We start from the raw sequence: 24,886 nt of genomic DNA, 5'->3' as shown, positions 1-24,886 counted from the left end.
ACGAAAGGCGGTCCCTGCGAGAACGGCCCAGGCCCGCGCATCCAGGCAAGCGAAAGCAGATCAGCCCTGGTGGCGAATCTTCTCGACGATGGCGGTGGTGGAGCTGTTCTCCACCAGGCCCAGCACGCGGACTTCGCCGCCGTAGGCCTTGACGATGTCGGCGCCGACCACTTGCTCGACACCATAGTCGCCACCTTTCACCAGCACGTCCGGGCGGACTTCGGTGAGCAGGCGCTCGGGGGTGTCTTCGCCGAAGCTGACGACCCAGTCCACCGCGCCGAGGCCGGCGAGTACCGCCATGCGGCGGTCGACGCTGTTGATCGGGCGACCCGGGCCTTTCAGGCGGGTGACCGAGCCGTCGTCGTTGACCCCGACGATCAGGCGGTCGCCCTGGGCGCGCGCCTGTTCCAGGTAGGTCACGTGGCCGGCGTGGAGGATGTCGAAGCAGCCGTTGGTGAAGACGATCTTCTCGCCGTGGGCGCGGGCGTCCTCGATGGCCAGCAGCAGTTGGTCGAGGCTCAGCACGCCACGCTCGGAACCCTGCTCGCGCTGCACGGCGCGGCGCAGTTCCGGGGCGCTGATGGCGGCGGTACCCAGCTTGCCGACGACGATGCCGGCGGCGAGGTTGGCCAGGGCCACGGCCTGCGGCAGGTCCTCGCCGGCGGCGATGGCGCCGGCCAGGGTGGAAATCACGGTGTCGCCGGCGCCGGTGACGTCGAACACTTCGCGGGCACGGGCCGGCAGGTGCAGGGCGCTGTGGCCGGGGCGCAGCAGGGTCATGCCGTGTTCGCCACGGGTGACCAGCAAGGCGCCGAGCTCCAGCTCGGTCATCAGTTGCTGGCCCTTGGCGACGAGATCGGCCTCGTCGGTGCAGCGACCGACAATGGCTTCGAACTCGGAGAGGTTCGGGGTGATCAGGCTGGCGCCGCGGTAGATGGCAAAGTCCTTGCCCTTGGGGTCGGCCAGCACCGGAATGCCACGCTGGCGGGCGGCCTGGATCAGCGCCTGGTGGTTCTTCAGCGCGCCCTTGCCATAGTCGGAGAGCACCAGCACGCGAACCTGGTCCAGCAGCGCCTCGACGTCGGTGGACAGCGCCACGGGGTCGGTGCGGAAGGCTTCCTCGAAGTCCACGCGCAGCAGTTGCTGGTGGCGGCTCATGACCCGCAGCTTGACGATGGTCGGCTGGCCGGCGATGCGCTGGAAGCGGGTGGTCACGCCCACGGCCTGGAGGCTGTCGCTCAGGCTGTCGGCGGCTTCGTCGACGCCGGTGACGCCGACCAGGAAGGCCGGGGCGCCGAGGGCGGCGAGGTTCAGCGCGACGTTGGCGGCGCCGCCGGGGCGGTCCTCATGCTGCTCGACCCGCACCACGGGCACCGGGGCCTCGGGCGAGATGCGCGAGGTCGCGCCGTGCCAGTAGCGGTCGAGCATCACGTCGCCTACCACCAGCACGGGGGCCTGATCGAATCGGGGCATGGTCAATTTCATGGGAACTCCGCAGGTCGAAATCGCCGCGGATAATACCATAGCCGCCCGCTGCGACTTGCGCCGGGCACCGGGCGGTCACGGCATTCTCTAGGGGACTTTGCGAACCCAGAACAACTCGTGGCGGCGCACGGCCTTGCGGAAGAACTCGTCGTCGCCGGTGACCGGCCACTGGCGCCCGGCGAGCAGCCGCTGGATCAGCCGGCGCAGGCGTTTCTTGCCGGTGAGCGGGGTCTGCAGGTCGTGCTGCAGGGCCAGTGCCTGGGCCTTGTCGACGCGGGTCGCGGCGTCCAGTACCGGGCTCCACAGCGGGTCGGCCGGCAACGCCTCGATACAAGGTGGCAGGGCGATGCCGCCATCGGCCGGGCCCATGGGCCAGCGGTCGTTGTCGTGCAGGTGGTTGGCGTAGAGCAGCAGGGTCTGAGGCTTCCAGCTGCTGCGTTCGATCGCCTCCAGGGTGGCGCGGGTGGCGTGCACGTGGTCGGCGTGGGGGTCCAGCTCCGGGTGCGCGGTGAGGATCACTTCGGGGCGGATGTGCTCGATGAGCGTGGTCAGGTCAGCCACCAGGTTGAGCCAGGTCGGCGCGCCGTCGCTGTCACCCGGCAGCGCGAGCGGATTGAAGCCGCGCACGCTGCGGATGTCGGTCTCGCCGGACTCCTTCGAGCCGAACGCCTGGCTCGGCTCGGCCGCCATGGCGGGCAACTGCAGGCAGTAGTAGCCCAGCTGCACGCAACGCTCGGCCGGCACGCCACCCCAAAGCGGCGCGGCGATGCTGTCCCAGGTGCGCAGGCGCCCCTTGAGCCTGGCGGCCTCGGCCTTGCCCAGCCCGAGACGCTGGTAGTGTTCGGCCTCGATCTCACCCTGGGTCAGGGTGACGATCCAGGCCTCCGGGCAACGGCTGTACTGGCCGAAGGCAGCCAGTTCGGCGTCGTCCGCGTGAGGGGCGATGATCAACAGGCGCTGACGGGCGTAGTCGGGATTGTCGAAGGCATGCAGCACGCCCTGCTGCGCCAGCCGGCAATGGCGGCTGCGGATGCGCAGGTGCCCGGCACGCAGCGCTTCACCCTGGCCGGAAAGGTTGATGTAGCGCTTGCCGCTGACGCCCCGCTCGAAGTCCTGGCGGTCGTTCTCGACGCCTTCGATCACTACCTGCGGATCGAGCCAGCGGCCGAGCAGCGAGGCTTTCACCTCGATCTCCAGCACCAGGGTCTCCTCCCGCTCCGGCAACGCGCCGGTGGCAACGTGCAAGCCATGCGGGCCCAGGGATACCGGCAGGGCGATGGAGCCTTCGGGGAAGTCGTAGCGGTAGTCGTCGCGCGGGGAGTAGAACAGGTGATCGGCGAACCACGCCTCATGGGCGACCCAGCCGAGCAGCACGACCAGTGGCACGCTCCACCAGGGTGCGAAGATGCCCAGCAGGATCAGCGCCAGCAGGGCGACGAGCAGGACCGCGCGCTTCTTGCGGCGGTGCTGTTTGAGCAGATGCTGCTTGCGGGCGGTCATGTCGTTCTCCGTGGAAACCGATCGCGGACGCAGTCCGCTCCTACGCACGGGCCAAGGCACCGTACACGAACTGTAGGAGCGAGGGGGCGCCCAGCCCTTGCTCGCGAACGGTATTCCGCCTGGCACTGCCGTGTCATGCGGTTCGCGAGCACGCTCGCTCCTACGAAAAGCGGGGTCAGACCTGGAACACCGGCACGCGGTGGCACCAGCGGTCCTTGTACTCGCGGTCGGCGCGGCCGAAGGAGTAGCGCAGCGGCTTGCCCAGCGCCTCGGCCTCGGCCCAGGCCTCTTGCGTATTGACGAAGCTGAGCACGCTGCCGGGGCTGAACTCGCGGTTTTCCGGAGCCACGCCGCCGTTGATGTACTCGACGCTGACCCACTTCGGCGCTTCGACCCGGTAGAGAATCTGGATCGCCACCGGTTCGCCGTCCAGGCGCACCAGCGAGCCGCGCATGAAGTCGCGCATCAGACCGAAGACTTCGGCCAGCCGTGCCTTGCCCGGCACCTCGAACTCCCAGCGGCGCTGGAACAGGTCGGCATAGATGCTCGCCTGCTCCTCGGGGCTCAGCTCGCTCATGGGCTGTAGCACGCCGCCCGCTTCCTCCAGCAGGCGCTGTTCGCGGCGCTGGTTGTAGCGGAATTTCTTCGAGAAGTCGGCCGGCGCGCGATTCATCGCCAGTTGCTCGGGCTGCTCGCGGGCGTCGCTGACCTGCTCGCGGTTGAGCTCGGAGAGGTAGCGCACCTGATGGCGCAGTTCGATGCGCGCGCCCTCGGCGATAGGCAGGATGATCTCGGCATTGCCCAGGTCGAACAGCGCCTTCTTGCCTTCGCGCTTGAGCACGTCCTTGGACAAGGCCAGGTTGCGCCCCCAGGTCGGCACGGCGGCGCGCAGTTCATCGCCCTCGAACCACCCCAGGTAACGAACCGGGATTCCAGCCAGGGCCGCGAGCCGCTCGACCACATCCGGGTGGGTGGCGACGCTGCCGCCGAAGCGCTGCCAAGCAGCGGCATAGTCGGCCGCCGCAATGGGCGTCCAGCCGCGTTCGCGGAAGACTCGCAGACGGTTCAGCATGCCTGGCTGTTCCACACCTGCGTCATACCGGCTGCTCGACTGGCGCTTCCTCGCTGCCACCGACCGGGTCGTCGGCGAACTGGCGGGCGTGCAGGCGGGCGTAGTAGCCGTTCTGGGCGATCAGTTGGTCGTGGGTACCGCGTTCGACGATGTGGCCCTGGTCCATCACCAGGATCAGGTCCGCCGCCTCGATGGTGCTCAGGCGGTGGGCGATGACCAGGGTGGTGCGACCTTCCATGACCTTCTCCAGGGCGGCCTGGATATGCCGTTCGGATTCGGTGTCCAGCGCCGAGGTGGCTTCGTCGAGGATCAGCACCGGGGCGTCCTTGAGCAGCGCGCGGGCAATCGCCAGGCGCTGGCGCTGGCCGCCGGAAAGCATCACGCCGTTTTCGCCGACCTCGGTCTCGAAACCTTCGGGCAGGCGGTCGATGAATTCGCGGGCGAAGGCGTCATCGGCCGCCTTTTCCACCGCTTCGCGCGGCCGGCTGGCGAGGTCGCCATAGGCGATGTTGTTGAGCACGCTGTCGTTGAACAGGTTGACCTGCTGGGTCACCAGCGCGATGTGCCGGCGCAGGTTGCTCAGCCTGTAGTCTTCGACGTCGGTGCCGTCGAGCAGGATCTGCCCGTCGCTATGGTCGTAGAAGCGCGGGATCAGGTTGGCCAGGGTCGACTTGCCGCTGCCGGAGCGACCGACCAGCGCCACCATCTGGCCCGGCTCGACGCTGAAGTTCAGGTCGTTGAGGACCTTCTTCCCGGTGCCCGGATAGGTGAAGCTGAGGTTCTTCACTTCGAGTCGACCCTGTACGCGGTCACGCTCGATGGTGCCGTTGTCTACCTCGGGCTGCTCGTCGAGCTGCTCGAAGATGCTTTCGGCGCCGGCCACGCCCTTCTGGATGGTCGAGCTGACTTCGGACAGCTGGCGAATCGGCTTGGGCAGCAGGCCGGCCATGGAGATGTAGGCCACCAGGTCGCCGACGGTGGCATCGCCACGCAGCAGCAGCACGAGGTACAGCAGCACGGCCATGGCGCTGTAGATCACCAGTTGCAGCATCGGCGTGTAGATCGCCGAGGTCTTGTTCATGCGCAGGTTCTTGCTGGTGTTCTCGCTGGTCACGTGGCGGAAGCGTTCACGCTCGTAGGGCTCGCCGCCGAAGCTGCGAACCACGCGGTAACCCTGGATGGTCTCGGAGGACACATGGGTCACGTCGCCCATGGCGACCTGGATCTTCTTGCTCTGCTTGCGGAACTTGCGGCTGGCGGTCGTCACCATCACCGCGATGATCGGCAGGATGGCGAGCATCACCAGGGTCAGCTTCCAGTTCATCCACAGCAGCGAGAGGAACAGGAAGACCACGGTCATGCCTTCGCGGATCACCACCTTGATGGCATCGGTGGCCGCGCCGGTGACCATGGTCACGTTGAAGGTAATGCGTGAGATCAGGTGGCCGGAGTTGTTGCTGTCGAAATAGCGGTTGGGCAAGGTCAGCAGATTGTTGAACAGCGCGATACGCAGGTCCTGGACCAGCCCCAGGGAAACCTTGGCGATGAAGTAGTTGCCGAGGAAGGAGCCGACGCCTTGCCAGACGGCGATCAGCACGACCAGCAGCGGCACGGCGTAGAGCAGCGACAGGTCACGCAGCCAGGCCACGGAGGAATTGGGGAACAGCTTGGCATCCGGATGAGCCAGGCCGTCGACGAAATACTTGAGGATGCCCGCCAGCATCGGCTGGGTCGCGGCGAAGATCAGGAAGCCGATGATGCTGAGCAGGAACATCCCGATGTACGGACGCACATAGGACAGCAGTCGGAAGTAGATCTTCAGGCTCGAAGGAGCCTGGGGTTCTTTACCGGACATGTAGGAATCGCACGCTTAAAAGGTCGGCGATTATAACACAGCGCTCTCGTTTGCCCGGCGGCTGGGCTACTATAGCCGGCTATCGATTCAGGGACCCGTTATGCAAGACCTCGCTCTCTCCGCCTACGAAGCGCTGCGCGCCGGCGCCCAGGTGCTGGAAGCCGACAAGCATGGCGACAAGGTCCTGCGCCTGGCCGATGGCAACTTCCTGAAACTGTTCCGACGCAAGCGGCTGATCTCCTCGGCGGCGCTCTATCCCTATGCGCAGCGCTTCGCCGACAACACCCAGACGCTGCAGCGCCTGGCGGTGCCCTGCCCGCAGATCATCGCGGTTTACCGCATTCCCGATATCGCCCGCGATGCCGTGCACTACCAGCCCCTGCCGGGCGACACGCTGCGCCAGGTGATCGAAGCAGGCGAGGCGGATACGCAACTGGCGGCGCAACTGGGCGAACTGATCGCCGGGCTGCACGACCAGGGCGTCTACTTCCGCTCGCTGCACCTGGGCAACGTGGTGAAGACTCCCGAAGGCACCCTGGGCCTGATCGACCTCGCGGACATGAAGAAGCAGCGCCGGGCGTTGTCGCGCCAGCAGCGCAAACGCAATTTCGCCCACATGCTGCGCTATACCCAGGATCGCCAGTGGCTGCTGGCCGGCAATACCGACAGCCTTTCACAGGCCTACCTTTCTCACAGCCCGGTTCGTTGGCCGCTGGCCGAACTGCGACAGTTCCTCAGCTCGGCTCCATGACCGCCGGCCGCACCTGTGGCCAGCGCTCAAGACTCAACCCCAGCAGGATCACGACCCAGGGCATCAGCCACATGGCACGCGTGCGCTCCCACAGGCTGAACACGTCGAACTGCATGGCGACGCTGGAGAACACCCACAGCAGCATTACCGACAGGCCCAATGCCCGCGAGCGGCAACACCAGGCGCGGTAGCCGATCATGCCCCACAGCACCAGGAAAGCCAGCATGGCCGGCACGCCGTACTGGATGGCGGTGTGCACCGGGAAGTTATGCACACCGTTTTCATAAACGGCCTTCCCGCTGGTCACCGCATAGTCAGCCCCAAGCCCCACGCCCAGCCAGAAATGCTGCTGCATCTGCGGCCAGGCGCTACGCAACAGTTCGAAGCGCTCGGCGTCACCCCGTGCCATCAAGCCGGGCTCGACGACAACCAGGGTCGCGCCCCCCAACAGCAACAGCAGAGGCAGCAGTTTGGCGATCCGCCCCGGCACCAGACTGAGGCTGAAGATGGCAGTGACCATCAATGCCAGCAGGGCTCCACGGCTGCCACACAGCGCCACGTAAACCAGCGAAGCCGCCAACAGGAATACCCACGGCAGCTGCCGCCAGCCCCGGCGCGGCAACAGCGGCACGCACATGACAGTCACGAAGGCGATCGAATAGGCTGCCGCATTGGGGTTGTCGAGGAAGCCACCAAACCCCGTCAGCCGCCCTCCGCCATAATCTGGCGCGAACATCAGCGCCACCAGGCTGTAGAGGCCGACCACCAGCGCCAGCGACAGTATGGCCAGGCACAGCCGGCGCTCGTCCGCACGGGCCCAGAGCACCCAGCCGAGGATGAACAGCATGAACAGCGACACCATCTTCAGCTGGCCCAGCGGCTTTTCTGTTCCGGACCAGAGCAGCGAGAACACCGCCCAGCCGAACAGAGCCAGCAGGATCCAGATCTCCCGGCGGGCCCGCAACAGGTGCCCAAGCTCCTGGCGGCGGGCAATGCACAGCCACAGCGACGGCAGGTAGACGAACAGCGCGACCATCTGGAAGTAGAACTTCATGCTCGGCGTCAGCATTACGCCAGCGATGCTCCACAGCACCCCGATGCCGAGCATTGCCTCGGCAACCCGCCCCGTCCGGCACTGGCTCGCCCCCATCGGGGTCATCCGTGGGCACCAGGCACGCCAGGCGTGGGCAAACATTTCCTTCATCGACAAACTTCTTATTCCCGCCCGAACTTGAACAACAAATGGCGAACCCGCCGCAGGGTGGTGCGATTCCAGCGCCACGGCGGCAGCTGCAGCAGCAGCGACCAGGCGTAGCCCTTGTCACCGACCACTGACTGCTTGAGCGCCTTGTTGAGGATACAGGTCATGCCAGGGCCATAGGCCGGGTGGTCACGGTACGGCGCGACCGCCATCCGATCATAATGCAGCTGCTTCTTGTATGCCGTCCGCGACAGGTTGCCCTCATGGCGGCGGTAGCCGCTGACCACTTCCGGCAGGACTTCGACCCGGTAGCCCAGATGCGCGATCTTCAGACTCATCTGGAAGTCCTGGATGCGGATCTGCGGATCGTAGCCGCCAGCCCGGTCCATGGCCTCGCGCCGGTACATGGCCACGGTCGCGCCGATGGCGATGGCCTGCCCCAGCAACTCGTCGAAGCTGTACTGGCGCACGGCATTGCCTGGGCCACCCTTCAGGTGCTTGCCTTCGGCATCGATATAGACAGCGCGCCCGCCCAGGCAACCGACCTCGGGGTGCTCACGCAGATAGTTCGCCTGCAGGCTCAGGCGCCCCGGCATCATGATGTCGTCGGAGTCCGGGGTTGCCACCAGCTCGCCCCGCGCATGGCCCAGCGCCGTGTTGAGCGCGGCACTGACCCCCTGGTTGGCCTGGCGGTAGAACTGGAAGCCATGCTCCTGCTGCAGCGCCTGGATCATCTCGGCGCTGCGATCGCTGGACCCGTCATCCACTACGATCAGCTCGAAGTTGGGATAGTCCTGCCCAAGAATGCTCAGCAGTGTCTCTTCGATATAACGCTCGCGGTTATAGCAAGGCACCAGCACGGAAATCAGCGGGTATTCCACAGACACCTCAATAACCGGCAGATAGCGGCCACAGGTCAGAACCCCAGAGCCAGTCGCCAGCGCTCCAGCATACCGGGCTGCGGCCTCTCACGCAGCGGGACAGCCATGGCCCGGACAATCCTTGCCCCGATCTGGCTGAACCCGAAACCTTCCACTGCCAGCGCCCGGCCGGCTTCGGCAATGCGGGCCGCGCGCGGCAGATCGTCCCGCAGCAGCTGCAGCTTGCTGCGCAGTTGGGCGACGTCGCGGTACAGCACCACGTTGTGCATGTCCTGCAGGCCCAGCGCGCGGTTCTCCGCTTCACCCTGGTCATAGGCCAGCAGCACGCAGCCGCAGGCCATGGCCTCGAAATTCTTGATCATGTACTCGCCCATGCCGACATCCGCGCTGACAAAGAAGCGGATGCGGTTGAGCGTGTTCAGGTAATCGTCGCCCGAGTTGGTCTTGGTCACCAGCAGGTTTTCCACCCGGCCCAGCTCATCCAGCAGCGCCTTGCGGCCGCTGTAGGCCACGCTGCCGGTGCTACCGACGAAGGCCAGCTCGATATCCCGTTCCCGGCCCAGGTCGTGCAGCAGGTCCTGGTCGTACCCCTTGGGCACGAAGACCGCATCGAAGCCTTCCTGGCGCAGGCGCTCGCTGACCATGAAGCCCGAGCTGATCACTCTCGCCCAGGGCAGCCGGCGGTAGTGCGCGCTGAACTTCCCGGTGTACTTGCAGGGAATGTAGTTCTGGTAGGCGTCGTGCTCGAGAATGACCAGGTTGGGCACGCTGCGGATGAAGGCTGCCTGGCGCATTTCCTTCTTGAAGCGCAGGAAGAACAGGATGCGGTCGTACTTCGACACATCCACGTGCTCGCGGAAATACCGGCGCAGGTTGGCCTGCTCGTCGCTGCTCAGCCAGCGCAGGTCGCAATCGCAATGTTCGGCGATACCGTCATACAGACGGTCGAGAATGGCACGTTGTTCTTTCTGGACCAGGAACAGAACTTTCAAGACTCACCTTTGGCATCCCGGAGTGCGGGCAATCGAATTAACGTGCGTCCCGGGCCGGATACGGCAATCGCCCAGCTTCCATGCGCCCGCCCCTTCACCCTCCGCGAGGAAACGGCGACAAGGACAATGCGCCGCGAAGATTAGGGGACGCTGAACAACCCGGTCAAGACGATGGCCATCTCAGGATGCAGCAGGCAGGAGCTGGCTCTGACGGACGTTGTAATAGGTGCAACCCGCGGGGAGATCCTTGTTGACAAAGGACATCGCTCCAATGGTGACACCACTGCCAATCTCGAGTTCATCGGCGATGATGCAGCTGTGCGCACCGAGGCTCACATCGTCCCCGATCACCAGCGAGTAACGCGATAGCCCCAACGTCTTGATGCCCACCGTGGAGTTCTGCCGAATGAAGAAATTCCTGCCGATCTGCGCGTAGCCGGTGATGACCACTCCCGGCAGGTGAGCGATCCGGAAACCGGGGCCGATCTGCGCGGCAACGCTGATGTCCACCGCATAGCGACGGTTCAACTTGCGCTGCATGCGCAGCGCGTAACGACGGCGCATTCCGCCTTTGGCGTAAAGGAACTGGGCCAGACGAAACTGCAGCAGATAGCGCAGCACGTTGCTCTTGTAGGCGCGCTTCACGATGTTGCTGAACAGGCCAATGCGACTTCCGGGCTTCTTCTTGTTCGAAACTTCGCACTTCCAGCATTCGACCAGTTGCTGCAGATCCATCACGACCTCACTCGCAGACGTTTTCCACCCGCGGCTGCCATTTCTGCTTCGAGCAATGCATCCAGCTGGGCGGGTTCGACTTTCGGCACAACGCTGGCCGGTAATCGGCTGCCTTGCGACAGGTTGAATAGCCGCAGCGGATATCGGGGCGTGACCTTCTCGGCGACGATCCGGAAGCTGGGCAGGATGTAATCCTCGAAATCCTCGTCGAGGCTGCTGGGCAGGGCGGCCGCGCCGGTTTCGTAGAAGCGCCCGATGTTCTTGTTCAGGTCCATCCCGATGATGAATGCCTGACCGAAGCCGAGGTGGCAGGCCAGTTGCGTTGCGGCGTAGGGGATGGTGCGGCCGCCGAAGTAACCCTTGCTCATGTCGCGGCTGAAGCCAATGCGATTGGCCTTCCTGCGCAGCAGGGAAAACCCGCAGATCAGATCGGGATCATGGCGAATCGACCAGGCATAGGAGCGGTCGGAAAGCACGGCCATGCCATGGCGGCGGTTGACCCTCTCCAGCAGAAAGACATTCGTCCTCTGCGGCAACAAGGTCGGGTCATGACGATGCAGCGCCTGGAAACAGTTGAGGCTCATTGCCAGGTGCGTGGCGCTGCGCGCGCCGAGGCAGGCGAGGTCCGGGCGATCGCGCACGAATCCGGGGTCATCGCAGATATAGAAGAACGGCGTGATCTTCTGGTCGGCGCAGCGAACGATGGAGCCATTCATCGCGATGACCGGCCAGTCCGCATAGCGCGCCAGCGGGAACTGCCCGGCAGAAGGCCCGGAAGCGAGCAGGAACACACTCCCCTGGTATCGCCCACGGCACTCCCCGAACTCGGTGATGGGAATCTGCACACTCCCATCGCCCAGCCAGCGTCGACCACCTTCCAGTTTGAGTTCCAGCATTTGCAATCGCGCGCTCGTCAGTGAATCGCCAAAGGGCGCAACCAGCGTCCAGGCCAGTAAGAATGAAGGGAGAGCCGCAGGGCCGTCAGCGGGAGGGGGCGAGTAACGCCTTCACCAGCGGCAGACTCCAGAACTCCCGGCGCACGGCCTCATCGCAGAAGCGCGTCTGCAAACGCTGCTCCATCTGCTGCGCGCACATCACCCGCTGCTCGCGGTCCAGCACCGACAGGTGGCGCAGGCCTTCGGCCAGCGCGGCATCGTCGCCCAGCGGGAAGAGGATGCCCAGTCCTTCGACGATTTCCCCGGCACCGCCGCCGGAGGTCGAGATCAGCGGCACACCCGCCACCATCGCTTCCAGCAGGACCATGCCGAAAGGCTCGTGGTCGGAGGTCAGGGCGAATACGTCGAAAGCCTTGAAGTAGCGCTTGGCGTCCGGAACCTGGCCAAGGAACAGCACGCGGTCGGCGATGCCCAGTTCGCGCGCGAGGTCCTTGAGGTCCTCTTCCAGTCGCCCCTTGCCGAGGATCGCCAGCAGGCTGTTGTGCGGCAGGCGCGGCAGGGCGCGGGCGAAGCCGCGCAGCAGGGTGGCCTGGTCCTTGTCCGGATGCAGGCGGCCGACGTTGCCGACCACCCAGGCGTTGTCCGCCAGCCCCAGGTGCTGGCGCGCCGGATAGCGTTCGACCTGCTGGTCCCTGAGGGCGTCGACGTCGACCCGGTTGTAGAGCGTCTCGATGCGGTCCTGCGGCCAGGCCGGCAGGCAGGCACGGATTTCGTCGCGCACCGCATTGGACACGCCCAGCAGGCTAAGGCGCTCGGCGAAGAAGCGCGCGAACAGCTTGCGCCCCAGGCGCTGGAAATCACCGAAGCCATGGTGCACACCGATGATCGGCAGCCTGGTGCCGAGCATGGCGATCCAGGTCGGCTTGAAGCGGTGCGCGATGCAGAAGCGGAAATCACGGGAACGGGCAATCTCGCGCAGGTCGCGGATGGCCTTGAGCTTCAGCCCGCGGATGTCCCGCGAGCTGTAGTCGAGGAAGAGCACTTCGTCGCTGGCGCAACCGGCCACGACTTCCGGATCGGGCGCACCGGTGAGGAATACCGTGGTAACCCGGTAGCCAGTGCCGGCGAACAGGCTGGCGTACTGACGGGCACAGTCGAGGAACGGCCCGTCATAGCCGTGGCAGAACTGCAGGACGCGCGGTTCAGCCGAGCGAGTCATAGGGCTCCGCGCCGTCCTTGACCACGAGGATGTCCTGCATGATCAGGTACTGCAGGTCCGAGCCGTAGAACATGTTCAGGGCGTCGGTCGGCGAGCAGACCATCGGTTCGCCACGGCGGTTCAGCGAGGTGTTGAGCGCCACGCCGTTGCCGGTGAGCCGCTCCAGCTCCTTCATCATGTCGTAGTAGCGCGGGTTGAACTCGCGCTTGAGGACCTGGGCGCGGGAGGTGCCGTCCTCGTGGACGACTTCCGGCACACGGGTCTTCCACTCTTCGTTGACTTCGAAGGTGAAGGTCATGAAGGGCGCCGGGTGGTCGATCTTGAACATCTGCGGGCCGACGGTATCGAGCATCGACGGGCAGAAGGGTCTCCAGCGCTCGCGGAACTTGATCTGCGCGTTGATGCGGTCGGCCACGCCGGGAACGCTCGGGCAGCCGATGATCGAGCGGCCGCCGAGGGCGCGCGGGCCGAATTCCAGGCGACCCTGGAACCAGGCCACCGGGTTGCCGTCCACCAGCACCTTGGCGATCAGTTCGGACAGGTTGTCGATCTTGCGCCAGGTCGGCTTGGCCTCGTGACGGGCGCAGGCGGCGATGACGTCTTCGTTGCTGTATTCCGGGCCGAGGTAGACGTGCTCCATCTTCTCGACCGGCACGCCACGTTCCCAGGACACGTACGCGGCGGCGCCAACGGCGGTGCCGGCGTCGCTGGCCGCGGGCTGCACGTACAGCTCCTTGACCTCGGGACGGGCGATGATCTTCTGGTTGAGCTTGACGTTCAGCGCGCAACCGCCGGCGAAGGCGATCTTGCCGGTCTCGCGGATGATGTCGCCCAGGTAGTAATCCATCATCTCCAGCGACAGCTTCTCGAACAGAGCCTGGATGCTGGCGGCATAGTGGATGTAGGGATCGTCGGCGATATCGCCTTCACGTTTCGGGCCGAGCCACTCGATCAGCTTGGGCGAGAAGTAGTAACCCTTGCCCTTTTCCTTGTAGCGACGGAAGCCGATGACGTTGGCGTACTCGGTGTTGATGATCAGCTCACCGTTCTCGAACTTGGCCAGGCGGGAGAAATCGTACTTGCTGGCGTCGCCGTAGGGCGCCATGCCCATGACCTTGAACTCGCCGTCGAGCATGTCGAAGCCGAGGTATTCGGTCAGCGCGCCGTACAGGCCACCGAGGGAGTCCGGATCGTAGAACTCCTTGATCTTGTGGATCTTGCCGTTCTCGCCGTAGCCGAAGAAGGTGGTGGCGTACTCGCCCTTGCCGTCGATCCCGAGGATCGCCGTCTTCTCCTTGAAGCCCGAGCAGTGGTAGGCGCTGGAGGCGTGGGCCAGGTGGTGCTCGACCGGCTGGATCTTGGTCTTCTTCAGGTCGAAGCCCAGCTGCTGCAGGCACCACTGGATGCGCTTGTAGTAGCGCTTGTAGCGGCGATTGCCGAGCAGGATGGCGTCCAGCGCGCGGTCCGGCGCGTAGGCGTAGCGCTTGGCGTAGTGCCAGCGGGCCTTGTCGAAGATGCTGATGGGGGCGAAGGGAATGGCCACCACGTCAACGTCCGACGGCTTGATCCCGGCCTGCTCCAGGCAGAACTTGGCCGACTCGTAGGGCATGCGGTTCTTCGCGTGCTTGTCACGGACGAAGCGCTCTTCTTCGACGGCCGCGACCAGCTTGCCGTCGATGTACAGGGCGGCGGAAGGGTCATGGCTTACGGCGCCGGACAGGCCGAGGATGGTCAATGCCACAGGGTCTAGCCTCTTTCATCTGGGCGGGTGCCAGGCACCCGCGGTAAACGTTCGTCGAGCAGCCGGTGCAGTGCGCTGCCCTCTGGCCAGTTGCGCAGGAAGCGCGCACGGTCGCGGGCATAGGCGCGGGCGAAGCTCGCTTCTCGCGAGTGGCGCTGCATGGCATCGAGGTCGATCAACGACCATTGCCCGCCTTCGCCCTGCTCCTGCCAGAACAGGTTGTGCCCCTTCAGGTCGCCGTGGCTGATGCGCTCGCGCACCAGCGCCGCGAACAGTCTGTCCAGGGCCACAAGATCCGATTCCGGCGGCAGGCCGCCCCCCTCCGGATGGTCCAGGTAGGGTTTGAAACGGGCGATTATATCCTGACCGGCCAGGTAATCGGTAATCAGGAAGGCCGGCCCGCGCAGCCACAGCCAGCGGCGCTCGATCACCGCCAGCGGCTTGGGCGTAGCGATGCCGAGGAAGTCCAGGCGGTTGCCCTCGCGCCAGGAAGCCCAGGCGCGACTGGGGCGCCAGAAACGCTTGAACCAGTGCAGCAGGTTCTTGATGTTGTAGCGCTTGACCACCAGAGGCCGGCCATTCAGCTCCACGCGGGCGACAGTTGCAGCACCGCCGGTCTTGTAGATGTGTCCGCGATTGATGTAGGAATCCGGATCGGCCAGCAGTGGCTGCAGGCCTTCCTCTTCCTCGCGGCGCACCGCGCGCAGGCCGAACGGCCCCTTGAACACGCTGAACAGGCTGCAGTCGCGGGCGATCTTCTTCATCAGGTCGCCGACGCGCCAGCGACGAACCCTGGCGATTTCCTTCTGCAAGGCTTCCAGCGGTAGTGCGTGCTCGCCGTTGGCCAGCAGGTAGTGGATCAGCAGTTCTTCCAGGAACGGATCGAGGCTGGCCGGCAACTGGGCGAAGAACACCCCGAGGTTTTCCAGCACGTGCTTGCGCGACAGTGGCTGGCCAGGGGTTTCCGCGCGGATGCCGGCGCCGTCGATCAGGTACAGCTGGCCGGCGTGGCGCAGCAGGTTGTCCAGGTGCAGGTCTTCCTGCCACAGGCCCTTGGCGTGCATCCGGGCGATGGCAGTGAGCGCCTCGGCGATGACGGCGGCCTGGCCGTCGGACAGCAGCGGCTCGCCTTCCACGACGCGCCAGGCATCCCAGAGGCTCTGGGCGTTGTCGAGGAATTCGAAGAGCAGCCAGCCACCCTCGCCATCCTTCAGGCCGTCGGCCAGCAACTGCGGCGTGGTCAGGCCTTGCTCAGCGAGCAGGCGCACCCCGTCGAGTTCGCGCTGGAACTGCTTCGCGGCACGACCGCCGACCAGCAGCTTGGCCAGCACCGGGCGGCCGCGCCAATTGGCCGCAGCGACGTAACGCTGGCCGGGCAGGACGCGCAGCAGGCTGTCCAGGCGCAGCTCGGCCGGGCCGGCGCCGTCTTCCAGCTCGATGCGCAGGGGCAGCGACGGGGCGCGGCCGGCATCGCGCAGGGCAGACAGCCTCATGCGCGGTTTTCCTTCTTCTTGCGGCGCGCGCCCAGTCGGCGGTACCAGTCGTCGACTTCCGGGCCGCCGGAAGCGGTGCCCAGGTAGGCCGCCAGCAGGTTGCGCACGTCGGTCTCGCTCCAGTCCGGCGCACGACGCAGCAGCGGTTCGAGGTCGCGCACGCGGTCGCGCTGGCCGAACCACAGCGGGCGGGTCTTCTCCAGGTCGATCAGGGTCGCCTCGAAGGCGTCGTCGGTTTCGCGCAGGAAGATGTGCTTGGGATAGAAGCAGCCATGCATCTGCCCGGCCTCGTGCAGGCGACGGGCGAGCATGCCACAGGCACGCAGGATGGCCTGGCGGCGCTCGGCAGGCAGGTTCGACCAGCCCTGCAGCAGGCTGTCCAGGTCACGCCAGCCGTCCAGGGCACGGGTCATCAGGATTGCCCGGCGCTCGCCGCCGACCTGCCGCGCGCCGAAGAAGGCCGCCTGCATCGAGGGAATGCCGAGCTGGTGGTAACGCTGGATATTGCGGAACTCGCGGCTGAAGGTCGGCTCGCCGAGCGGGCGTTTCAGGCTGCGGGTCAGGTGGTTGCTCTGGCGCTTGAGGTAGTAGGCGGTGCCGTCCAGCTCCAAGCGGTACACGCTGCTCCAGCCGCCGCGCTCGGTGTTGGGCTCGTCCACGGCTTCCAGCTGCAGGGCCCAGAGGGCGTCGAAATCGGCCAGGGCATTGTTTTCCAGCAGGGCCTGGTCGCCCTCGGCAATGAAATCCTTCACTCGCGTCCCTCGAAGAAATGGACGATCTGTCGGACACGCTTCTTGTCCGACGCGTTCAATCGCTCGCGGCGCCGGTACAGCAGGTAGAACTGCAGGCGCTGCGTGTAGGAGAGGTGGTACTTGGCGACCTTGTCGAGGGTGGCCAGGTCCTTGCTGATGCGGTAGCGCAGCATGAAGCTGACCCAGAAATCACCGATCGGGCAATCGATGAAGTACACCGTGCCCTCCCCGTCCACCAGGATGTTGCGCCACTTCAGGTCGTTGTGGGTGAAGTGGTGGTCATGCATGGTCCGGGTGTAGCCGGCCAGCTGGCGCATGACGTGCTCGACCCAGGCGCGATCCTTCAGACGCGGATCGTCCTGCTTGGCCAGGGCATGCAGGTCCTCGGTGCCGACCAGCTCGCGGGTGATGATCGCGCCACGGGAGAAGCCACCGTTGACGCGCTCCAGGCCGTAGGCCACCACCTTCGCGGTCGGTATGCCCCACTTGGCGAACTGCTTGAGGTTCTGCCACTCGGCCTTCACCCGCGGACGCGGCAGGTAGCGGCGGAAGCCCTTGCCCGGCTTGCGGTAGCGCTTGACGTAATAGCGCACGCCGTCGCGCTCGATGCGCACGACGTCGGACATCGCATCCTTGGTAATGCGCTCGCCTTCGAGGGCGAACACGGCATCCAGGCTGCCGAAATCGGCGGCGAGATGCTGGTAGTCGGCTTCGAGTACCCAGCCGGCCATCAGAGCAGGTCTCCGTATCGTTGTTTGCGGTCGTAGAGCTTGGCCGCCTTGCGTTCCATCCACGCCAGCAGCGCGGCTTCCTCACGGAGGATGTCACGCAGCGGGCGCAGGAAGTAACCGCGCAGGAAGCGCAATTTGTCGCGGCGTGTAAGGCCGATGTCCAGCGCGGAGAAGTACAGCGCCGCCAGGTCCTTGTCGCGCCAGCGGCGCGGGGTGGCGGCGCGGGTCTGGGCGCGGTGCAGGTCGATGACCGACAGGCGCAGGTCATCGGCGCTGATCGGGCGGTCGGTGTGCAACAGGAAATGGCAGATGTAGCAGTCGCGGTGGTTGACCCCGGCGCGGTGCATGGTGCCGACCATCTTCGCCACTTCGGCGATCAGCGCGCGCTTCAGGCGCGGCTCGGGCGGCGCCTGCAGCCAGTCCAGCGAGAGGACTTCCAGGTCGGTCGTCGGCGCCAGCTCTTCGGTGATGATGAAGGAGTGCTGCGCGGCCGGATTGCCGCCGCGCTCGCCATAGGCCACCGAGGTCATGGTTGCCACGCCGGCCTGGTGCAGGCGCTCCAGGGCGCGCTGCTCCTGCCCCGCTCCGAGTACGGGGAGCTTGGCACTGAACAGGTTCTTGACGATCTCGCCCCAGCCGATGCCACGGTGGATCTTGACGAAGAAACCGCGCCCGTCGACTTCGGTGCGCAACGTGCGGCGGCCCTCCAGTTCGCGGTAGACCTTGCCCTGCAGGCGCTCGACTTCGGCGAACGGGTCCTTGCCGGCCCAGAGGGTCTTGAAGGGTTCTTTCAAATCCAGCTTCACGGCACAGCCCTATCTGTAAGAGCAAGCTTGTGACCCACATGGATGTGGGGAATGCCGGAAGCCGTAGGGAACGGCTCCGGCCTCGCGATTGGGGCGGCACGATCCATCCGGCTGTTCGCGAGCAAGCTCGCTCCTACGAGAGCCAAAGCGTTCATTCATGCCCCCGCAGGATCACGTCGGCCGCATGCTGCGGCATGCTGTAGAGATCGGCGCTGTCGGCGAAGGCCAGGCCGTTGCGCGACCAGTCGGCGCGCACGGCGTCGTCTTCCAGCATCTCCTGGAGCATGGAGTTCAGCCGCTCCTGCTCGAAGGGCGACGGCACCACACGACCGGCTTTCGCCTCGTCGATGTAGTGGGCATAGCCGCAGACATCGGTGACCAGCACCGGCAAGCCCGCGACCAGCGCTTCGAGCAGCACGGTGCCGGTGTTCTCGTTGTACGCCGGGTGGATCAGCAGGTCGGCGCCCAGCAGGAAGCGCGGGATATCACTGCGCCCCTTGAGGATCTGCACGTTGTCCGAGAGGCCCAGCGCCTTCACCTGCAGCAGGAACGGCTTGGGATCGTCCTGGCCGATGGCGATCAGGCGGGTGCGCTTGCGCAGCGAGCGCGGCAGCGCGGCCAGCGCCTTGAGGCTGCGGTCCAGGCCCTTGGTCTTGAAGCCGGAACCGATCTGCACCAGCAGCAGCTCGTCGTCACCCAGCTTGAACTCACGGCGGAATTCGGCGCGGATTTCGCCGGCGTTTGCCGGTGCCCGGCGGTCCTGGGCAATGCCCGGCGGCAGCAGGTGGAAGCGCGCCTCGGGGGTGCGGTAATGCTTGATGAACAGCGGCTGCTGGACTTCGGAGATCATCAGGATCTCGGTCTTCGATTCCGGCGCGAACACCGCGCGCTCGTAGTCGGCGAAGTGCTTGTAACGGCCCCAGCGACGGTAGAAAGCATTGCGCAGGGTCTGCGCCTTGTCCTCGAAGCAGCCGTCGGCGGCGTAGTACACATCCAGGCCCGGCATCTTGTTGAAGCCGATCACCCGGTCCACCGGCGAGCGCGCGAGGTCCGCGGCCAGCCAGGCGCTGAACTTCTCGTTGCGACGATGGTTGAACAGCGACTTCACCGGCGCCACGCGCACATCGAAGCCGGGCGGCACCTCGCCTTCCCAGATCGGCGTGTAGACGCGGATGGAGTGGCCACGTTTCTGGCACTCCAGGGCGATGCGCATGAAATCACGCTGCAGCCCGCCGAACGGGAAGTATTTGTAGAGGACGAAAGCCAGGGTCATCGAAGCGTCTCCGGGGCCAGCAGCAGTGCCTCCAGCTGGTTCGCCACGCGCTGGGGATTCAGGCGCGTGAAGCACAGAGGCTGTTCATGCCGCAGGTCGAACTGGCGCTTGTCTTCGGCCGTCGGCTGGTAGGTGCAGGTCTTCTGCAGGCAGGGCGCACAGGAGGGCCAGTCGCTGGCCAGGTGCACCTGCGAACGCCCGTAGGCGCCGGTCAGACCGGGGTTGGTCGGGCCGAACAGCGACAGCGTCGGCACATCCAGTGCGGCGGCCAGGTGTCCGAGCCCGGTGTCGACCGCCACGCAGGCGGAAGCGCCGGCCAGTACCTTGGCCATGCCTGCGAGGCTTAATCTGGGGAGCACGGAGGCGTTTTCCAAGCCTTCGGCGAGCCGTTCGGCGCGTTGCCGCTCGGCTTCGCTGCCCCAGGGCAGGCGCACCTGCCAGCCGCGCTCGCCCATGCGCTGGGCCAGCTCGCGCCAGTAGACCTCGGGCCAGTGCTTGGTCACCCAGGTGGTGCCATGCAGGAACACCAGGTAGGGCTCGCTCTCCACCGAGTCCAGCAGGCGATTGCGGTCCAGCCCGTAGTCGCCGGTGCCGGCGGGCAGCGGGTAGTCCAGCGCCTGTGCGAACAGCTGGCGCACGCGCTCGACAGCATGCTGGCCCCAGGCGACCGGATAGGTGCGGTTATAGAAGCGACTGGCCGCCGGCTCGCGGGCGGACTCCTTGTCCAGGCCGGCGATCGGCGTGCGACGGCGAGCGTAGCGGGTCAGCCAGGCGCTCTTGAGCAGGCCCTGGGCGTCGATCACCAGGTCGTAGTCGACTTCCTTCAGGCGGCGCTTGAAGCGGCTCCACTCGCCGCTCCTGAGGGTCTGCCAGAGGTTCTTGCGCCAGCGCCGGATCGCCACCGGGATCACCTGGGCCACGGCAGGGTGCCAGGCGGGAATCTCGGCGAAGCCCTCCTCCACCACCCAGTCGAACTGGATGCCGGGAATGGCGCGGGCAGCATCGGTCAACGCCGGCAGGGTGTGGATGACATCGCCCAGGGACGAGGTCTTGATCAGCAGGACCCTCATTCGGCGCTTTCCACATCCACCGGGTCAGCGACCAGTCGGTCCAGCGCTTCGATCACCGGGCGCGGCTTCAACTCGCGCAGGCAGTTGTAGTGGCCGAAGCGGCACACGCGATCGAAGCAGGGGCTGCATTCCAGGCCGAGGCGGACGATCTCCACGGCATCGGCCAGCGGCGGGGTGAACTGCGGCGAAGTGGAGCCGTAGACCGCCACCAGCGGGCGGTTCAGCGCGGCGGCCACGTGCATCAGGCCGGAATCGTTGGTGACCACGGCGCCAGCGCAGGACATCAGGTCGATGGCCTCGGACAGGGCGGTCTCGCCGGCCAGGTTCACCGACTCTTCGCGCAAGCCGGGGATCAGGCGCATGCGGATGTCTTCGCCGCCGGGATGGTCGTTCTTCGAGCCGAAGATCCACACCTGCCAGCCGGCGCGGATCTTCACCTCGGCGACCTTGGCGTAGTACTCCGCCGGCCAGCGCTTGGCCTCGCCGAACTCGGCGCCAGGGCACAGCGCCAGCACCGGACGGTCCAGGCTCAGGCCGAACTTGGCCAGCGCGGTCTCGCGGCTGTGCGGGTCGATGGCCAGGCGCGGCTGTGGATACGGCTGCGGCAGCTTCGCACCCGGCTCGTAGGCCAGGGCCATGAAGCGCTCGATCATCAGCGGGTAGCGCTCTTTATCCAGCGCGCGGATGTCGTTGAGCAGGCCGTAGCGCATCTCGCCCTTCCAGCCGGTGCGCTTGGGGATGCCGGCGAAATACGGCACCAGCGCCGACTTCAGCGAGTTGGGCAGGAGGATCGCCTGGTCGTACTGGCCCTTGAGGGTCTTGCCGATGCGGCGGCGCGAGGCGATGTCCAGCACACCGTGGCCGAGCGGGAAGCTCAGGGCCTGGCGCACCTCGGGCATGCGCTCGAGGATCGGCCGGCTCCAGTCGGGCGCCAGCACGTCGATCACGCAGTCCGGATGCTGCTGCTTCAGACACTGGAAGAGTGTCTGCGCCATCACCATGTCGCCCACCCAGGAGGGGCCTACGATCAGAATTCTCATGCCTTTTCCAGAAACGACCGGGGAGGCTCTCGCCTCCCCGTACTCCATTCATCCAGCCGTGTGGCGCGTGCCCTCACGGTCGGGTGCCGAGCATCGAATGCCGGCAGTCTAGCCCAGCGCACCTCGCGGCCGGGCGGATTTCGTCACTCCCTGTGACCTGGCGCAATGGCATCACGCGCCCAACTCCTGACCTCTGTATAGCCGCGCAGGCAACCGACAGCGCGGCCCACTCCGGCGAACATCATCCCGCCGGATGCTGGCTACTTCGAGGGAAATCGCAGCGAATCAGGTCAGCTCGAAGGCTTTCCACATCTGCATCACCATGCGCCGCTGCGCATGGAAGTGGTCGCCGCTCACCACGCCCGGCTGCTTCTGCAGGGACAATCGGTGCGCCGCCGCCCGGTAAGCCTTGTAGGCGTCCTGCAACTTCAGGACATCCTCGCCGGACATCAACCCGACCCGCTCCAGCGCTTCCAGAATCCGGATATTGTCGGTGAACTCCACCAGCTCCGGGTGCTGCCACGACCAGGCCAGGGCCGCGTATTGCACCATAAATTCGATATCGACGATACCACCGGCATCCTGCTTGAGATCGAACGGGGCCGCGGCCTCGAAGGCATTCGGCGCCGTACCGGCAGCGGTACTCTGGGTGCCGAGGTTGTCGCGCATCTTGGCGCGCATCTCGCTGACTTCCTTGCGCAGCTCGGCCAGGTCGCGCTGCTGGCCGATGACTTTCGCGCGGATCGCCTCGAAGGCCTTGGCCACCCGCTGGCAGCCCGCGAGCACGCGGGCGCGCACCAGCGCCTGGTGCTCCCAGGTCCAGGCCTCGCCCAGCTGGTACGCCTCGAAGGCGCGCAGCGAACTGACCAGCAGCCCGGAGGCGCCACTCGGACGCAGGCGCATATCCACCTCATAGAGCATGCCCGAGGGCGTCTGCGCGGTGAGGAAGTGGATGATCTTCTGCCCCAGGCGCGTGTAGAACTGCGCGCCGTCGATGGACTTCTCGCCATCGGTCTCGCACTGCGGGTCGCCGTCATGGATGAAGACCAGGTCCAGGTCCGAACCGTGGCCCAGCTCCAGGCCGCCGGACTTGCCGTAGCCGATGATGATGAAGTCCGGATCGCACGGCGTGCCGTCCACGCGAGTGGGCCTGCCATGGCGCTGCACCAGCTGGTCCCAGGTCAGGACGAGCACCTGTTCGAGGATCGCCTCGGCCAGCCAGGTCAGGTAATCGCTCACCTTCATTAAAGGCAGGGTGCCGGCGATCTCCGAGGCCACCACGCGCAGGGCATGGGCCAGCTTGAAGTGGCGCAGGGTTTCCATCTGCTGCTCGAGGTCGTCCTCGGGAATGCGCATCAGCCGCTCGCGCAGCTCGGCGCCCAGTTCGGCGGCCTGCGGCGGGCGGAACAGGCGCCCTTCGTTCAACAGCTCGTCAAGCAGGATCGGGAAGCGGGCAATCTGCTCGGCCACCATCGGGCTGGCCGCGCAGAGGGTCAGCAGGCGCTCCAGCGCACCAGGGTTCTCGGTGAGCAGCACCAGATAGGCGGAGCGCCGCGCCACCGCCTCGATCAGCGGCAGCGTGCGCTCCAGCAGCACGTCCGCCGGGCCGCGCTCGGCGATCATGTTCAGCAGCCGCGGCATGAAGGCATCCAACCGCTCGCGCCCAAGACGCTGCATGGCACGCACCTGGGTGCCATGACGCAAGTCGGTCAGGCGTTTCCAGGCCTGCGCGGGCTCGGTGAACCCGGCGTCGGCGAACTGCCGGCAGGCGGACTCCTCGTCCACCGCCTCTTCCCAGAGCGGAATCCATTCGCCACCGATGGTGGTGTCGACCTGGCCGTCTTCGTCCTCGTCCGGGTCGGCGATGACCTGGCGGAAATGCCAGTCGATGCGATCGCGCCATTGATTGGTGGCCTGGTGGAACGCCGACCAGTTGGCGAAGCCCATGATGAAGGCGACGCGGATTCGCTCGAGCTCGTCCTCCGGCAGCATCTGCGTCTGCCGATCGGCGATGGCCTGCAGGGCGTGCTCGGCGTAACGCAGGAATTCGTAGCCCTCGCGCAACTCGGCGACCACCTGCGGCGGCAGGTAGCCCTGCCCTTCGAGGATCGCCAGCACGCGCAGCAGCGGCCGCTGCTGCAGGCTGAGGTCACGGCCGCCATGGATCAACTGGAAGGCCTGGGCGATGAACTCCACCTCGCGGATGCCCCCGGCGCCCAGCTTGATGTTCTCGCTCATGCCCTTGCGCCGGACTTCCTGCTGGATCAGCTGCTTCATGGTGCGCAGCGCCTCGATGGCGGAGAAGTCCAGGTAGCGCCGGTAGACGAACGGGCGCAGCAGCTCCAGCAGGCGCTGGCCGGCTTCCTGGTCACCGCCGACCACGCGGGCCTTGATCATCGCGTAGCGTTCCCAGTCGCGCCCCTGGTCCTGGTAGTACTGCTCCAGCGCGGCAAAGCTGTGTACCAGCGGGCCGCTGGAACCGTAGGGTCGCAGGCGCATGTCGACGCGGAAGGCGAAGCCCTCGACGGTGATCGCGTCCAGCGACTTGATCAGCTTCTGCCCCAGGCGGGTGAAGAATTCCTGGTTATCCAGCGCGCGCTTGGCGCCCTGCGTCTCGCCACCCTCGGGGTAGCCGAAGATCAGGTCGATGTCCGAGGACAGGTTCAGCTCCCCCGCCCCCAGCTTGCCCATGCCCAGCACGATCATCTTCTGCGGCAGGCCCGAGCGGTTGCCGATGGGCACGCCGAACTGCTGGCAATGGCGCTGGTAGAGCCAGGCCAGGGACTGGTCGATGCTGGCGTCGGCGAGGTCCGACAGGTCGCGGCAGGTGCCCGCGAGGTCGCTGCGGCGACTCAGGTCGCGCCAGATGATGCGCACCTGCTGGCGCCGGCGGAAGCGACGCAGGCGGCGGCCCAGTTCGTCCTCGTCGGCGCAGTCGGCCAGCAGCGCTTCCAGCTGCGCACCCATCTCGCCGGGCTGCAGGGCACGCTCCAGCTCACCGGTCGCGGCCAGCTCCAATAGAAAGGCAGGATCGCGCTGGACCTGCTCGGCGACGAAGTCGCTGCCGGCCGTGACGCGGGAGAAATCGGCGTGCCGCTCGTCGGACCAGCTGTCGAAGCTGGCGATCTGCTCGGCGGAAAACGCGGCGATGGCGGTGCGGAAATTCTGCTCAGCGCGCTCGGCGAGAGGCTTGAGAGTAGCCGGCAAAGCGGCCAGGGACGGCAGGCTCATGGTCTATCCTGAGTGGTCGGCGAGGCGCCGGCATTCCTGTCTTTTCGCGCCCCTGTAGTTTTACTACTAACTTTTTCGAGGGGAGGGATGTATCCGCTGGCGATTTGTAGTAAAACTACAACCCGCCGGGCGTACCCCCGGAGCACTTCCAAGAATTCGCCG

Annotated in this window: 20 protein-coding genes; 1 reads left to right on the top strand and 19 read right to left on the bottom strand. The window is 66.1% G+C overall.

Annotated elements, in window-relative coordinates:
- Window positions 1-60 precede the first annotated feature (60 nt).
- From hldE to msbA, 4 genes are all read right to left on the bottom strand, one after another.
- A complete protein-coding gene (gene hldE, locus UB43_RS23760; protein WP_045216128.1) occupies window positions 61-1,485 on the bottom strand; it encodes a bifunctional D-glycero-beta-D-manno-heptose-7-phosphate kinase/D-glycero-beta-D-manno-heptose 1-phosphate adenylyltransferase HldE in 1,425 nt (474 codons plus the stop codon).
- Between the two features lie 87 nt (window positions 1,486-1,572).
- The gene (locus UB43_RS23755) at window positions 1,573-2,985 is read right to left on the bottom strand and encodes a PIG-L deacetylase family protein (protein ID WP_045216125.1); all 1,413 of its coding nucleotides are present in this window, start codon (window positions 2,983-2,985) and stop codon (window positions 1,573-1,575) included.
- 175 nt (window positions 2,986-3,160) lie between these two features.
- Window positions 3,161-4,057 carry a GNAT family N-acetyltransferase gene (locus tag UB43_RS23750; protein ID WP_045216123.1) on the bottom strand — a complete coding sequence of 299 codons (897 nt, stop codon included), beginning with the start codon at window positions 4,055-4,057 and terminating at the stop codon, window positions 3,161-3,163.
- Between the two features lie 22 nt (window positions 4,058-4,079).
- A complete protein-coding gene (gene msbA, locus UB43_RS23745) occupies window positions 4,080-5,912 on the bottom strand; it encodes a lipid A export permease/ATP-binding protein MsbA (RefSeq protein ID WP_045216120.1) in 1,833 nt (610 codons plus the stop codon).
- A gap of 100 nt (window positions 5,913-6,012) precedes the next feature.
- Here msbA and UB43_RS23740 point away from each other — a divergent pair, with 100 nt between their 5' ends.
- On the top strand, window positions 6,013-6,663 hold the full coding sequence (locus UB43_RS23740; protein ID WP_045216117.1) for a lipopolysaccharide kinase InaA family protein: 651 nt from the start codon (window positions 6,013-6,015) through the stop codon (window positions 6,661-6,663).
- On the opposite strand, the gene UB43_RS23735 is transcribed toward UB43_RS23740, so the two are convergent.
- The 15 genes from UB43_RS23735 to glnE all read right to left on the bottom strand — a co-directional run bounded on the left by UB43_RS23735 (window position 6,647) and on the right by glnE (window position 24,724).
- Window positions 6,647-7,867 carry an O-antigen ligase gene (locus UB43_RS23735; RefSeq protein ID WP_256205247.1) on the bottom strand — a complete coding sequence of 407 codons (1,221 nt, stop codon included), beginning with the start codon at window positions 7,865-7,867 and terminating at the stop codon, window positions 6,647-6,649. The two genes, UB43_RS23740 and UB43_RS23735, sit on opposite strands and share 17 nt — an antisense overlap.
- Before the next feature lie 11 nt (window positions 7,868-7,878).
- Window positions 7,879-8,745: a glycosyltransferase family A protein gene (locus UB43_RS23730; RefSeq protein WP_082085894.1), complete on the bottom strand. Its 867-nt coding sequence runs from the start codon at window positions 8,743-8,745 to the stop codon at window positions 7,879-7,881.
- Window positions 8,746-8,780: 35 nt separating this feature from the next.
- Complete coding sequence (locus tag UB43_RS23725) at window positions 8,781-9,737, bottom strand: glycosyltransferase (protein ID WP_045216111.1); 957 nt, start codon at window positions 9,735-9,737, stop codon at window positions 8,781-8,783.
- Window positions 9,738-9,917: 180 nt separating this feature from the next.
- Window positions 9,918-10,472, bottom strand: a complete 555-nt coding sequence (locus UB43_RS23720) for a serine acetyltransferase (RefSeq protein WP_045216109.1) — start codon at window positions 10,470-10,472, stop codon at window positions 9,918-9,920.
- Window positions 10,472-11,368, bottom strand: coding sequence for a hypothetical protein (locus UB43_RS23715; RefSeq protein WP_045216107.1), 897 nt, complete (start codon window positions 11,366-11,368; stop codon window positions 10,472-10,474). The genes UB43_RS23720 and UB43_RS23715 overlap by 1 nt, the downstream gene beginning before the upstream one ends.
- 85 nt (window positions 11,369-11,453) lie before the next feature.
- Window positions 11,454-12,587: a glycosyltransferase gene (locus UB43_RS23710; protein WP_045216105.1), complete on the bottom strand. Its 1,134-nt coding sequence runs from the start codon at window positions 12,585-12,587 to the stop codon at window positions 11,454-11,456.
- Window positions 12,571-14,328, bottom strand: coding sequence for a carbamoyltransferase (locus UB43_RS23705; protein WP_045216102.1), 1,758 nt, complete (start codon window positions 14,326-14,328; stop codon window positions 12,571-12,573). Before UB43_RS23705 ends, UB43_RS23710 begins: the two co-directional genes overlap by 17 nt.
- Before the next feature lie 5 nt (window positions 14,329-14,333).
- Window positions 14,334-15,821 carry a lipopolysaccharide kinase InaA family protein gene (locus UB43_RS23700; protein WP_045216099.1) on the bottom strand — a complete coding sequence of 496 codons (1,488 nt, stop codon included), beginning with the start codon at window positions 15,819-15,821 and terminating at the stop codon, window positions 14,334-14,336.
- Window positions 15,818-16,573, bottom strand: a complete 756-nt coding sequence (locus UB43_RS23695) for a lipopolysaccharide kinase InaA family protein (RefSeq protein WP_045216097.1) — start codon at window positions 16,571-16,573, stop codon at window positions 15,818-15,820. Before UB43_RS23695 ends, UB43_RS23700 begins: the two co-directional genes overlap by 4 nt.
- Window positions 16,570-17,304: a lipopolysaccharide kinase InaA family protein gene (locus tag UB43_RS23690; protein ID WP_045216095.1), complete on the bottom strand. Its 735-nt coding sequence runs from the start codon at window positions 17,302-17,304 to the stop codon at window positions 16,570-16,572. Before UB43_RS23690 ends, UB43_RS23695 begins: the two co-directional genes overlap by 4 nt.
- The gene (gene rfaP, locus UB43_RS23685) at window positions 17,304-18,110 is read right to left on the bottom strand and encodes a lipopolysaccharide core heptose(I) kinase RfaP (RefSeq protein ID WP_045216093.1); all 807 of its coding nucleotides are present in this window, start codon (window positions 18,108-18,110) and stop codon (window positions 17,304-17,306) included. Before rfaP ends, UB43_RS23690 begins: the two co-directional genes overlap by 1 nt.
- Before the next feature lie 151 nt (window positions 18,111-18,261).
- The gene (locus UB43_RS23680; RefSeq protein WP_045216091.1) at window positions 18,262-19,383 is read right to left on the bottom strand and encodes a glycosyltransferase family 4 protein; all 1,122 of its coding nucleotides are present in this window, start codon (window positions 19,381-19,383) and stop codon (window positions 18,262-18,264) included.
- Window positions 19,380-20,453, bottom strand: a complete 1,074-nt coding sequence (waaC, locus tag UB43_RS23675) for a lipopolysaccharide heptosyltransferase I (RefSeq protein WP_045216089.1) — start codon at window positions 20,451-20,453, stop codon at window positions 19,380-19,382. Before waaC ends, UB43_RS23680 begins: the two co-directional genes overlap by 4 nt.
- Complete coding sequence (gene waaF, locus UB43_RS23670; RefSeq protein ID WP_045216085.1) at window positions 20,450-21,493, bottom strand: lipopolysaccharide heptosyltransferase II; 1,044 nt, start codon at window positions 21,491-21,493, stop codon at window positions 20,450-20,452. The genes waaC and waaF overlap by 4 nt, the downstream gene beginning before the upstream one ends.
- A 285-nt stretch (window positions 21,494-21,778) precedes the next feature.
- On the bottom strand, window positions 21,779-24,724 hold the full coding sequence (glnE, locus tag UB43_RS23665) for a bifunctional [glutamate--ammonia ligase]-adenylyl-L-tyrosine phosphorylase/[glutamate--ammonia-ligase] adenylyltransferase (protein WP_045216083.1): 2,946 nt from the start codon (window positions 24,722-24,724) through the stop codon (window positions 21,779-21,781).
- Window positions 24,725-24,886 lie beyond the last annotated feature (162 nt).

This window comes from Pseudomonas sp. 21 (genome assembly GCF_000955805.1).
Lineage (GTDB): Bacteria > Pseudomonadota > Gammaproteobacteria > Pseudomonadales > Pseudomonadaceae > Pseudomonas.
The sequence above is the reverse complement of the archived record's forward strand: the minus strand, read 5'-3'. Positions and strand labels throughout refer to the sequence as shown.

What these genes read in the sequence shown, in the direction of transcription:
- hldE (WP_045216128.1), bottom strand. Translation starts at nt 1,485, where the DNA reads ATGAAATTGACCATGCCCCGATTCGATCAGGCCCCCGTGCTGGTGGTA.
- UB43_RS23755 (WP_045216125.1), bottom strand. Translation starts at nt 2,985, where the DNA reads ATGACCGCCCGCAAGCAGCATCTGCTCAAACAGCACCGCCGCAAGAAG.
- UB43_RS23750 (WP_045216123.1), bottom strand. Translation starts at nt 4,057, where the DNA reads ATGCTGAACCGTCTGCGAGTCTTCCGCGAACGCGGCTGGACGCCCATT.
- msbA (WP_045216120.1), bottom strand. Translation starts at nt 5,912, where the DNA reads ATGTCCGGTAAAGAACCCCAGGCTCCTTCGAGCCTGAAGATCTACTTC.
- UB43_RS23740 (WP_045216117.1), top strand. Translation starts at nt 6,013, where the DNA reads ATGCAAGACCTCGCTCTCTCCGCCTACGAAGCGCTGCGCGCCGGCGCC.
- UB43_RS23735 (WP_256205247.1), bottom strand. Translation starts at nt 7,867, where the DNA reads ATGAAGGAAATGTTTGCCCACGCCTGGCGTGCCTGGTGCCCACGGATG.
- UB43_RS23720 (WP_045216109.1), bottom strand. Translation starts at nt 10,472, where the DNA reads ATGGATCTGCAGCAACTGGTCGAATGCTGGAAGTGCGAAGTTTCGAAC.
- UB43_RS23715 (WP_045216107.1), bottom strand. Translation starts at nt 11,368, where the DNA reads ATGCTGGAACTCAAACTGGAAGGTGGTCGACGCTGGCTGGGCGATGGG.
- UB43_RS23710 (WP_045216105.1), bottom strand. Translation starts at nt 12,587, where the DNA reads ATGACTCGCTCGGCTGAACCGCGCGTCCTGCAGTTCTGCCACGGCTAT.
- UB43_RS23700 (WP_045216099.1), bottom strand. Translation starts at nt 15,821, where the DNA reads ATGAGGCTGTCTGCCCTGCGCGATGCCGGCCGCGCCCCGTCGCTGCCC.
- UB43_RS23690 (WP_045216095.1), bottom strand. Translation starts at nt 17,304, where the DNA reads ATGGCCGGCTGGGTACTCGAAGCCGACTACCAGCATCTCGCCGCCGAT.
- UB43_RS23680 (WP_045216091.1), bottom strand. Translation starts at nt 19,383, where the DNA reads ATGACCCTGGCTTTCGTCCTCTACAAATACTTCCCGTTCGGCGGGCTG.
- waaC (WP_045216089.1), bottom strand. Translation starts at nt 20,453, where the DNA reads ATGAGGGTCCTGCTGATCAAGACCTCGTCCCTGGGCGATGTCATCCAC.
- waaF (WP_045216085.1), bottom strand. Translation starts at nt 21,493, where the DNA reads ATGAGAATTCTGATCGTAGGCCCCTCCTGGGTGGGCGACATGGTGATG.
- glnE (WP_045216083.1), bottom strand. Translation starts at nt 24,724, where the DNA reads ATGAGCCTGCCGTCCCTGGCCGCTTTGCCGGCTACTCTCAAGCCTCTC.